A 10,210-nucleotide genomic window follows, 5' to 3' on the forward strand; every position below is an offset into this window, starting at 1 on the left:
ACGCCCTTGGCGATCGAGTGGCCGTGACCGCGATGGGTCGAGGAGATGTAGTCGTCCTCGCGCAGATGCAGGCAGATGCCGACAGCGCTCGCCTCCTCGCCCGCATAAAGATGCGTGTTGCCCGGGATGTCGCCGGTCGCCATCTCGTCCATCACCCGCTCCTCGAAACGGCGGATCATCCGCATGCTGCGATAGACCTCGAGCAGCTTGTCCTGAGAAAGTTGTAAGCCCGACATATATTCCTCCCGCAGATCCTCGAGGGACCACTTGGTGTTCATCATTTCTTGCGGTGCCGGATTGTGGATGTCCGCCCGACATCCACAATCCGGCTCGTCCCACCCGTCTTGGGAGAGGTGGACGCGTTCAATGCAGCGGCGACGCGTCAGGGAAAGAAACGCATCAACGCATCGGCGAGCGCCGCAGGTTGCTCTTCAGCCAAATAATGGCCGCATTGCTCGATGGCAGTGCCTGAGACGTTGGTCGCGATTTTCTGCAATTGCGCTACGAGATCCGGCATCGAGCCTTGATCGGCACGAATTGCGAGAACCGGCATGTTGAGTTTGCCTCGACTGCTGAGCTCTCTGTTCTGGTCTGCCGACTCGGAAATGGCGCGATAGTAGGCCAGGCCGCCCTTCAGGCCATTGTTGCGAAAAACGCGCAAATACTCGTCGAAATCGTCTTCAGAGAAATACGCCGGGCTCGCTGCTTTGCGCTGCAAAAACCATCTGAGGTAAATGTCTTCCCGGTCCCTGATGAGAGCCTCGGGCAGATCAGGAAGATTATGAAAGCCCACGTGCCAGGTTCGCCACGCCGTATCCGGGGACCACGGAAGTGTGTCAGGCAGACTGATGCCCGGGATGCCGGTGTCGAGTATTGCGAGGCCAAGGACCGTCTCGCCATAGGAAGCCGCGTAAGGATAGGCGACCCATGCGCCAATATCATGAGCGGCCAGATAGTGCTTCTCGATCCCGAGCTTTTTGGTGAATTCCCGCATCAACTGCGCGATCGAAAGCGTATCACATCCACGCAGCGGTCGATCAGAATCGCCCTGTCCCGGAAGGTCCGGCGCAATGACCCGGTAGCGTTTGCCAAGCACAGGCAGAATTTTACGCCAAGCGTACCAGCTTTGCGGAAAACCGGGGAAAAGGACGATCGTGGCTGCGTCTGCCCGCCCTCCCGAGACGTAGTGAATTCGAACACCGTCGACTGTCAGAAAGCCGCGGCCGAAACCTTCAATTCCACTGAAGCGCCAGTCCTGCATATCCATTGTGAACCTCCTGTCGATTATCGAGCGATTAAGCCGCTGCCTTGGCGAGTTTGGCGCTGGTTCTCCATGTGGCGAAACCGACGACCAAGAGGCACGCAAAGAGGAGCAGCGAGAAGATTGCATTCACCGAGGGCGTGAAGCCGAAGCGGAGTTGGTTGAAAACCCAGATCGGAAGGGTTGGTGCGCCACCCGACAAGAACAAGGTCACCATCACATCGTCGGCCGACAGCGTGAGCCCGAGAAAGGCACCGGCGACAATGGTTCCGCGGATCATCGGAAGCAGGATATGGACGAAGCTCTGCCAGCGATTGGCGCCAAGATCGAGCGAGGCTTCCATGAGACTCGGATCGAGGCGTCGCAGCCGTACAAGCAGCAGCAGCATCGTCACCGGCATGACGAAACTCATCTGACCGATGACAATTCGCGCGACGCCGGAGGGAATCGAGAATATTTCCGTGCCAAGCACCATCTCGATCCCGAGAACAACGCCGGGCGTGGCGATCGGCAGTGCGAAGGCCAATTCGAAAAAGCGAGCGCCCTTCAATCTGGCATAATGAATGATCAGCGCGAAAATCGTTCCCAACATCACCGACATGGTCACGACACAGAGTGCCACGATCACCGATCGCCGGGCCGCTTCCATCAACGATTGATCCTGGAGGAGTTCTTGATACCAGTGAAGGGTAACGCCCTGCAGCGGGAAGATCTGCAGGTTAGCGGAATTGAACGAAAACAGAACGATGATCGCGAGGGGCGCATAGAGATAGAGGATGGACGCGACAACGCCAACGCTCCCTAGCCGACGACCGATGCCGCGCCGTAAAGAGTTGCTCTCGGGCAACGTGCCTTCGGCCTCCTCACTGAGCATCACGCCCTTCGTCGGCAGCATTGTGATTATAATGCCGAGAAGGAGAGCTACGCTCATCATGAGAGCAACCGCAACTGCCGCTCCATAGGGCCAGTTGTTTGCAAATCCGAACTGAGTGGAGACCACCACACCAAGCGTCGTGCCGTCGATACCGCCGATCATGGCTGGCGTGACGAAATCTCCGACCGTCACGAGGAACGCCAGTGAAAAGCCGATGGCGAAGTTGCGACGGGTCAACGGCCAGATCAAATGGAGAAATGTCTGGATTGGCGTCGCGCCAGAATCTTGCGACGCTTCAATCAGATCACGGGGGATCTTCTCGAAAGCGCCCATTGTCGAAATGAAAATGAACGGGATTGAGATGTAGGCAAATACGATGACGACTGCGGTCGGACTATAAAGGAAGGCATCTGACGGCTGATCGAGAATACCGCTGGACACCAGGGCTGCGTTGAGAACGCCCGACTGGCCAAGAATGATGCGCCAGGCAAAAATGCGCATCAGAAGGCTGATCCAGAGCGGCAGAACAACCAGCACGGTCAGCAGGGTCTTATAGCGCCGTGCCACCCGACCGACGTAAAAGGCCAGGGGAAAAGCGATGACAGTTGCGAGAACGCAGCCAAGAAAGCTGAATGACAAGGTGCGCGTCAGCAAAACCCAAAAGCCGGCCGAGTTCCAGATCCGTGCGTAGTTTACAAGCGATGGTTCAAAGAGGATGACCCCGCCCGAAGTCTTGAGAAAGCTCACCCCAATCAAGAGCACATTCGGCAAGACAACGATCAGGAACAGCCAGGCAAGGACCGGCAGGCTGGCCAGATTGAGGTTGATCTTGAAGCCCAGCGGTGAAGCCTGCAAAGGTTTCGTGAGATTGGATGCGACATTATCAGTCATAGAACACCTGCGTATTCTGCAGATCGAATTTGACCTGCACCGCCTGACCGACTTCGAGCGATGAATGGTGGACTGCAGGCACCAGGCCGATCACGTTTATCGCGCCACAGCGAACATTGACCTCGCAGCTCGTTCCCATGAAGAGAACGTCTTCAACCGTTCCACGAAGTGTACCCGGAGATGGCGTGGCAACACTTTCGCTGACCTGAACGGCCTCATAGCGGATCGCCATGCGCGCCGCGCCGCTGCGTGAAGCGACGAGACCTGGCAGCGTCACATTCTCCACGCGCGCGACCATACCGTTTCCAGCGGCTTCAAATGTCAGGGGGATGAGATTGGACCGACCCACAAATCGAGAAACGAATTCATTGTTCGGCGCGAAATAGATTTCGCGCGGTGTCGCAAGCTGCGCGATCTTCCCTTCATTGAGCACCACCACGCGATCCGACATCGACAGCGCTTCGCCCTGATCGTGCGTCACATACATGAAGGCAATGCCGAGCTCCTTTTGCAGAGCCACGAGCGTGTGCTGCATCTGCTGGCGCAGCCGCAAATCCAACGCCGCCAGGGGCTCGTCGAGAAGCAGCAGCTTCGGCCTTGAGACAATTGATCTTGCCAATGCCGCCCTCTGCCTCTGACCGCCCGACAGCTGATGTGGAAGCCTGTCGGCAAACCCCGACATCTCGACGAGCGAGAGCGCTTCCATCGCCGCAGCAGATCGGCCGGATTTCGCATCGCCGCGCATCCGTAGTGGGTATTCGACATTTTCCCGCACCGTGAGGTGCGGGAAAAGAGCATAGCTTTGAAAGACAGTGCGTACGTCGCGCTTGAACGGCGGAACGCCGTTCATGGCATGCCCCGACATCGTGATCGCACCCCGATCCGGATGTTCGAAGCCTGCAACTGTGCGCAAGATGGTAGTCTTTCCAGAACCGCTCGGGCCGAGAATTGAAAAAAATTCTCCGCTTCTTACGGCAAAGGAAACGTCGTCGAGCGCTGGCTTGTTTGCGCCGTCATAGGTTTTCGAGACGCCTTCAAGCGAAAGCACCGTTGCCTGGGAGGTACCCATCTGTCTTCTCCGCGTTCACGTATCGGCTCAAAGCGTACCAGCGAGGAAGTCATTCCAGATCTGGATGCGCCGCTCGACATCTTCCGGCTCACGGAAAAACACCAGGTTGCTTTTGAATGCGGGATCCTCGGAGTCGAGAATGTTTGTATTCTTGAGTTCCTCCTCGGTAAGGCCGGCCTCGCGCGCCGCCTCGGGCGTCAGAACGCCGTTGCTGCCGGAGAATTTCATGAACCGCGTCTGCCACTCGACTGACATCGTATCATTCAGGAATTTGTAGACGATATCCCGCTGTCCCTTGGGCGTGACATAGGTTCCCTCGATCCAGGAAGGGGTTCCCTCTTTCGGAAGCGAGTACTTCGCGTTCAGGCCCTTCTTTTTCAGCGTGTTAACGACTGTAACGTTGTGGCAGTATCCGAGAAGCGCTTCGCCCGAAGCATAGACGTTTGCCGCATCGTCGAAGCCGCGGGTGACGACGCGAACCTGCTGGCGCAATTCACGAAGTGCCTTCGTAACCGCGCCAAACTCGTCCTCGCTAAGTTTGAAGGGATCCTTCGCCCCGACGTAGAGCGCGATCATCGGGATTGTGACGGTCGCATCGTCAAAGATGGTGACCTTTCCCTGATATTTCTTGTCCCAGAGGGCGGCCCAGCTCGTCGGAGCTTCCTTGATGACGTCGGCATTATATTGAAGCGGCTGTGTACCCCAATGCAGCGGGATGCCCATCAACGTACCATCAACCGAAAGCGGATCCTTCCAGTTCAGCCCGGGAAGAATGTTGGCGACATTGGGGACTTTCGATAGATCGAACGGCGCAATCTGACCGGCTTTCTTCAGGCGGCCCGCCGTTGAGGCCTCTGAATAGACCACATCCGGCTTTACCGCACCGGACTGAAGCTGCGCAAAAACTTCGTCGAGCGAAGAAATGATGACCGGCTTGATCTTCGTTCCATTCGCCTTTTCCCATTCGGTGATCCATTCCGGCTCGTCATAACTTTCCCAGGTCAGTAGCGTGATGGGCTCCTCCTCCGCACGTGCGGCAGAGGCAAGGAAGGGTGTAAACAAGCTTGCGGCGGCGAGCCCGCTACCAGCTTTTAGGACCTGGCGACGGCTGACGGTAAGGCGTGTCGTATCTTTGGTCATCTTACGAGTTCCCTTTTTTATCTTCGGTCTAATGAACCTGCGAAGTAGCCTAACTAACGACAGTTCGGTTATCGATCCAAATGTCATTGCGAACTATCATTTGGGCCTAGCGGATATTCACGGGGATGTTTTTGTGCTGCCCGGACGTCCTCTGGTCGGGCAGGCTATCTGCCGAAGGGCCTCCTAACCATTCAGCTTGGTCATCCTCTCGCTGTTGCATCCGACGGTCAAATCGCGATTCACGATGTCCTGTGATAACCAATGCTGATCACCAGACATCGCTCGGCCAGCGATCGTTCGATAAGAAAAATTTATCACCGAGCATTCGATTTCATAATTTGACGCATGCGCTTCTGGACGAGCAAATAAGCTGAGAGTTCTTGATCATCGAGGAAACGACGAGTGTTGCTGTCTTCAAATAGTGCTGCGGATCACACCCCGGAAGCCATTCGTGCAGGAGCAAGATCCGGCGCCATCAGCGGCCAGACCTCCGGAATGGCGAAAGGGTTTGCACAAGGCAATCTTGTTATCCTGCCAAAAGAATGGGCGAAAGATTTCCTGAATTTCTGCTTGGCCAATCCAAAGCCCTGCCCGCTATTGGCCGTGGGGCGGCCGGGTGATCCGTCGTTGCCCGGCGCAGGGGAAGACATCGATATTCGTTCTGATGTGCCGAGCTACCGAATCTTCCGCAATGGTAATTTGGTCGGCGAAGTGGAGAATATTGCAAATATTTGGCAGGACGATTTCGTGTCCTTCCTGATCGGATGCTCATTCTCATTTGAATGGGCGCTACTGACTGCCGGTCTTAATGTCCGCCATATTGAACTCGGCACAAACGTGCCGATGTATAAGACTAACATCGAATGTATATCGGCAGGGCGCTTCTCCGGCCAATACGTTGCTTCGATGCGCCCGATGAAACCCGCAGACGCCATTCGCGCAATCGAGATCACGTCTCGGATGCCGCAGGTTCACGGCGCGCCGGTTCATTTCGGTGATCCGTCCGCGATCGGGATCGTCGACGTGACGCGTCCTGACTACGGCGATCCGGTACCAATCAGGGAAGGAGAAGTCCCAGTCTTCTGGGCGTGCGGCGTCACGCCGCAAGTGGCCCTCGCTAACGCAAAGCCACCCATCGCGATCACGCACTCACCGGGGTGCATGCTGCTCACCGATATACCCGATGATGATCTAATGACTGGAAGATTTCGCTTCACTGTGCCCGACTTTTGATTGCGCAATCGGGTCGGCATCGCGGATGAGCTCGCCCACGAACACGAAGGATCTGCTATCATCTTGTGCTCTCTGCGCCAGCGCGCACGCATCGGGGGGAACGGCATGATTGATCTTCGTACCTTGGAGGCCTTCTACTTCGTCGCACAAACCGGCGGTTTCAATCGCGCAGCCGAGAAGCTCCACACCACGCAACCAGCGGTTTCGGCACGAATTGCCCAGCTCGAACAGGATCTGAAGGTCAGGCTATTTGATCGCAACAAGCACGGCAGTCATCTGACGGCTAAAGGACGCGACCTTTTACGATACGTCGAGCAAATGATCGCATTACGCGTGGAGCTTGTCTCGGCAATCGCGGGCGATAGTTCACTACACGGCAACTTGCATCTTGGCGTTTCCGACACCATCGTTCACACTTGGCTGCCTGAACTTCTAAAACGGCTCAGCGTCGAGTATCCTGGGATAACGTTGGAGATCGACGTCGACGCTTCGGCCGGCCTCGCCGAGGCACTACTGAACAATACGATCGATGTCGCCTTGATGATGGGTCCGGTGACGGCCGGTCACGTGACGAACGTCCACCTTTGCAGCTATTCCCTGGATTTCATCGTCCGCTCAGATTTCCCGGCGCTTGGCGCCGGCGCAAGCCTTCGCAAGCTCGCCGAATATCCCATCATCACTTTTGCCCGCCACACACGACCCCACTCGGAATTGAAAGAACTTTTTCGCAAGGCCGGCGCCACAGGAGTCCGTCTATTCGCAAACGCATCGCTGTCATCGATCATTCGCATGACCCTCGACGGCTTGGGTATTGCGGCAATTCCAAAGGAGGTCGCAATCGAGCACCTGCAGAGCGGCCACCTCCGCCTGCTTAACCATGAGGAGACGCTGCCGGTACTCCCATTTACAGCAAGCTTCATCCCTCGTCCGGATATGCCGCTAAGCGGTGTGGTTGCCAAACTTGCACAGGAAGTTGCGAACGACGGCGCCGTTGGAAGCAAACGGCCTTCCCGTTAAGAAGCTGGCCAGCGAGGCCGGCCAGCTGCACACCCGTCAAGAAATGCGGGTGTATTTCTCGAGCGCCACCGATTTGAACAGGTGACCATTCTTGGCGCCGAAAGCCTTCATCGCATCCGTGTTATTGTGGACATCGAGGGCTTTTTCGTCGTCCCAGATCTCGTAGAATACGAACTCGCCCGGCCGATCCTTCGACTGGTGGAGATCATACTGGACGAAACCAGGCTCCGTTTTTGCAGCTGGAACGAGCGTCAGCAGTGCATCGCGGACCGCTTGCTCCTTTCCTTCGTGAGCAATGATGGTTGCAACCACCACAAGCTTGTCAGTCATCTTCTCCTCCTTCGGTCACTGAATATCGATTGATACGTGGCACTTGATCGAATTGGCGATGAAGCAGCCCTTATGCGCGCGATCGTGAAGGCGTCGCAAAGTCTCGCGATCGGGCTGCTTGTCCCCGCTGAAAGATGCTTTAGGTCTGAGAACAATATCAGAAACCCACATTCCGCCGTCCTGGCCCTTTGAAACCTTGCCGGCAGCTTCGTCCTCGTAGGCGCTCACTAGGTAACCGCTACCTTCGCAGATGGCGAGAAAATACAACATGTGGCAGCTCGCCAACGCGTTGACCAGCAGCTGTTCTGGATCGGCGAATGCCTCGTTGCCAAGATACTCTGCGGCGGCGGAAACCGGAATGTTTACACTCGGGCTAATAATCGCTTGGTGGTCGCGATTGTAGGTCTTCGGCTGCTTCGGATGCGGAGAAGCTTCCCACTGAAGACGAACGATATGCTCTGACATGGATGTTACCTCTTGCTGGAAATGCAGAACTCTCGGCCGGTTACCGCTATTTGAAAACCGAGAGCATTGCCTCGGCGATCGTCAGGTCGTCATCGACGGGGCCACCCGACACGCCGACGGCGCCGACCACTTTTCCATCGTGGACGATCGGAAGGCCGCCCCCGAAGACGACGAATGGACGCGCTCCCACAGACTCCAGCCCGTAAAGCGGCCCATTCGGCTGAACCGGCTCCATCCATTGGCCACTCGGCGAACGCAACGCAAGCGCTGTCCAGGCCTTATTCTGCGCGATCTGGACCGTTGATAGAGCAGCATCATCAACGCGGAGAAAGGCCAGCAGATTGCCGCCCATATCGACAATAGCCAGCGACGACGGCTGTTTGATTTCACGGACTTTCGCAGCACCGGCCGCGATCGCACTCAAAGCTTCTTCGTGTGTGATGATTTTTACCATGGTGGTTCCCCGATCAAATTTGCTGAAAATCAGCTCTCAAGTGAACTGGACCGCTTTCGTCGAAGCGATCCGGACGATCGACCGCTCTATGCCTAGTTGTAGATCCCGCCGTCGACATTGATCGATTGGGCCGTCACGTAGGACGACTCGTCCGAGGCAAGGAAAACAAACAGCGGAGCGACTTCTTCCGCCCGTGCCTGCCGGCCTAGCGGAATGACCAGAGGCACCAGCGATTCCTGCTTCTCCCGCCCACCGATGAAATCGATCACCGGCTGGTTGAAGGGAGTGTCGATCCAGCCCGGGCATACCGCATTGACGCGGATTCCATCTCGCGCCAATTCGATCGCAAGAGTTGTTGTAAGCCCAATGACTGCAGCTTTCGATGATGAATAGGCAAGCAGGCCTGCCGCACCGCGCTTTCCAGCAAGCGACGACATTAACACGACGGAGGCCTTGCCGGATTTGCGGAGCTCCTGCACCGACTCGCGGACGAAGATGAAATTTGCCCTCACGTTGATCGCAAAGACCTTGTCCCAGTCACCGGTGCTGAAATCCTCCAGCCGGCCGGAAAGCTGGATGCCGGCGTTGAGGCATAGCGTATCGATGCCCTTCATCCATTCGGCCGCTTGAGAGATCGCTGCCTTGATCTCGGCTTCCTGCGAGAGATCGGCACGTATGAACTTCACCGCACCGCCAAAACGCTTCTCGACGGCTGCGCCACGCTCAGCGTCGATATCTACGACGCTGACGGTGGCCCCTTCCGCAATGAACTGCTCAAGGATCGCAAGGCCGATGTTTGCAACCCCACCGGTGAGCAAAACCCGTTTTCCTGAAAGACGCCCTGACATCGCATTCCCTTTCCTGTTTCGCATAATGGCCGACTGCGCTGCGGCGCCTTCAGGCGCCGCCCCGCTTGATGGTCTTTACGATTTCGTCGTTGACGGTTGATGCGGCTTCCATCTGGGGCATGTGGCCGGTCCCGGGGATGTTGACGAAGGTCGCATTGGCGGGGATCTCGCCTTGCTGCGGCACGGGCACGATCTGGTCCTGGTCACCCCAGATCAGCGTCACCGGGCATGACAGGCCATTGAGCGTGGCGCCGATCGACTGCTTCTGGCCGCCGTCGTCGGCAATGGCGTCGGCAATGGCCGAGAGTGCTTCTGGAACACCTTCCAGCCGCTTGAAGCGCAATGTGCCCTCGACCATGTCGTTGGTGATCTTGGACGGATCGGCAAACAGCCGCTCCAGGACGTTCTGCAGCGGGCGCCGGCGTTCTGCTGCGATGAAGTCGGTAAGGAAGTCCCGGCTGATCTGCTTGCTCAGGCCGATCGGTGCGATCAGCGTCAACGATCCGATGCGCGACGGCAGACGTGCTGCCAGAGCCGCAGCAATGGCGCCGCCGAAGGAGTGCGCGACCAGATGGATCTTTCCAGAAGCGATCGGGGTGACCGCCTCTTGGATCGCTACGGCAATCTC

12 protein-coding genes are annotated in these 10,210 nt (G+C 57.0%); 2 read left to right on the forward strand and 10 right to left on the reverse strand.

The annotated features are described in order from the left end of the window. From CO666_RS32970 to CO666_RS32990, 5 genes are all read right to left on the reverse strand, one after another. A partial coding sequence (locus CO666_RS32970) for a thiamine pyrophosphate-dependent enzyme (RefSeq protein ID WP_245436918.1) occupies positions 1 to 236 on the reverse strand: 236 nt, incomplete at its 3' end. A gap of 146 nt (positions 237 to 382) precedes the next feature. Continuing rightward, entirely contained in the window at positions 383 to 1,267 is an 885-nt protein-coding gene (locus CO666_RS32975; RefSeq protein ID WP_097616112.1) for an alpha/beta fold hydrolase, read from the reverse strand. 28 nt (positions 1,268 to 1,295) lie between these two features. Beyond that, positions 1,296 to 3,026 (reverse strand): ABC transporter permease subunit, encoded by a 1,731-nt coding sequence (locus CO666_RS32980; RefSeq protein WP_097616114.1) that lies wholly within the window; start codon positions 3,024 to 3,026, stop codon positions 1,296 to 1,298. Then, on the reverse strand, positions 3,019 to 4,095 hold the full coding sequence (locus tag CO666_RS32985; protein ID WP_097616116.1) for an ABC transporter ATP-binding protein: 1,077 nt from the start codon (positions 4,093 to 4,095) through the stop codon (positions 3,019 to 3,021). Before CO666_RS32985 ends, CO666_RS32980 begins: the two co-directional genes overlap by 8 nt. Before the next feature lie 27 nt (positions 4,096 to 4,122). Beyond that, positions 4,123 to 5,235 carry an extracellular solute-binding protein gene (locus tag CO666_RS32990; protein WP_097616118.1) on the reverse strand — a complete coding sequence of 371 codons (1,113 nt, stop codon included), beginning with the start codon at positions 5,233 to 5,235 and terminating at the stop codon, positions 4,123 to 4,125. Between the two features lie 402 nt (positions 5,236 to 5,637). Between CO666_RS32990 and CO666_RS32995 the strand changes: the two genes are divergently transcribed. Together CO666_RS32995 and CO666_RS33000 are read left to right on the forward strand one after the other, a co-directional pair. After that, positions 5,638 to 6,468, forward strand: coding sequence for a putative hydro-lyase (locus tag CO666_RS32995; protein WP_097616120.1), 831 nt, complete (start codon positions 5,638 to 5,640; stop codon positions 6,466 to 6,468). A gap of 105 nt (positions 6,469 to 6,573) precedes the next feature. Then, on the forward strand, positions 6,574 to 7,485 hold the full coding sequence (locus CO666_RS33000) for a LysR family transcriptional regulator (RefSeq protein ID WP_097616130.1): 912 nt from the start codon (positions 6,574 to 6,576) through the stop codon (positions 7,483 to 7,485). A gap of 36 nt (positions 7,486 to 7,521) precedes the next feature. Here the strand turns inward: CO666_RS33000 and CO666_RS33005 are convergent, their stop codons facing one another. From CO666_RS33005 to CO666_RS33025, 5 genes are all read right to left on the reverse strand, one after another. Then, positions 7,522 to 7,815: a putative quinol monooxygenase gene (locus CO666_RS33005; RefSeq protein ID WP_097616122.1), complete on the reverse strand. Its 294-nt coding sequence runs from the start codon at positions 7,813 to 7,815 to the stop codon at positions 7,522 to 7,524. Between the two features lie 15 nt (positions 7,816 to 7,830). Continuing rightward, on the reverse strand, positions 7,831 to 8,280 hold the full coding sequence (locus tag CO666_RS33010) for an OsmC family protein (RefSeq protein ID WP_097616124.1): 450 nt from the start codon (positions 8,278 to 8,280) through the stop codon (positions 7,831 to 7,833). A gap of 46 nt (positions 8,281 to 8,326) precedes the next feature. Continuing rightward, positions 8,327 to 8,734, reverse strand: a complete 408-nt coding sequence (locus tag CO666_RS33015) for a GlcG/HbpS family heme-binding protein (RefSeq protein ID WP_097616126.1) — start codon at positions 8,732 to 8,734, stop codon at positions 8,327 to 8,329. A gap of 92 nt (positions 8,735 to 8,826) precedes the next feature. Further along, a complete protein-coding gene (locus tag CO666_RS33020) occupies positions 8,827 to 9,582 on the reverse strand; it encodes an SDR family NAD(P)-dependent oxidoreductase (protein WP_097616128.1) in 756 nt (251 codons plus the stop codon). 49 nt (positions 9,583 to 9,631) lie between these two features. Beyond that, the coding region (locus CO666_RS33025) for an alpha/beta fold hydrolase (RefSeq protein ID WP_143540421.1) at positions 9,632 to 10,210 on the reverse strand (579 nt) is incomplete at its 5' end.

The sequence above is a fragment of the Rhizobium chutanense genome (genome assembly GCF_002531935.1).
Lineage (GTDB): Bacteria > Pseudomonadota > Alphaproteobacteria > Rhizobiales > Rhizobiaceae > Rhizobium > Rhizobium chutanense.

Bases quoted from the DNA above. Each gene is read 5' to 3' on its own strand.
- CO666_RS32975 (WP_097616112.1), bottom strand. From the start codon at position 1,267: ATGGATATGCAGGACTGGCGCTTCAGTGGAATTGAAGGTTTCGGCCGC.
- CO666_RS32980 (WP_097616114.1), bottom strand. From the start codon at position 3,026: ATGACTGATAATGTCGCATCCAATCTCACGAAACCTTTGCAGGCTTCA.
- CO666_RS32985 (WP_097616116.1), bottom strand. From the start codon at position 4,095: ATGGGTACCTCCCAGGCAACGGTGCTTTCGCTTGAAGGCGTCTCGAAA.
- CO666_RS32990 (WP_097616118.1), bottom strand. From the start codon at position 5,235: ATGACCAAAGATACGACACGCCTTACCGTCAGCCGTCGCCAGGTCCTA.
- CO666_RS33000 (WP_097616130.1), top strand. From the start codon at position 6,574: ATGATTGATCTTCGTACCTTGGAGGCCTTCTACTTCGTCGCACAAACC.
- CO666_RS33005 (WP_097616122.1), bottom strand. From the start codon at position 7,815: ATGACTGACAAGCTTGTGGTGGTTGCAACCATCATTGCTCACGAAGGA.
- CO666_RS33010 (WP_097616124.1), bottom strand. From the start codon at position 8,280: ATGTCAGAGCATATCGTTCGTCTTCAGTGGGAAGCTTCTCCGCATCCG.
- CO666_RS33015 (WP_097616126.1), bottom strand. From the start codon at position 8,734: ATGGTAAAAATCATCACACACGAAGAAGCTTTGAGTGCGATCGCGGCC.
- CO666_RS33020 (WP_097616128.1), bottom strand. From the start codon at position 9,582: ATGTCAGGGCGTCTTTCAGGAAAACGGGTTTTGCTCACCGGTGGGGTT.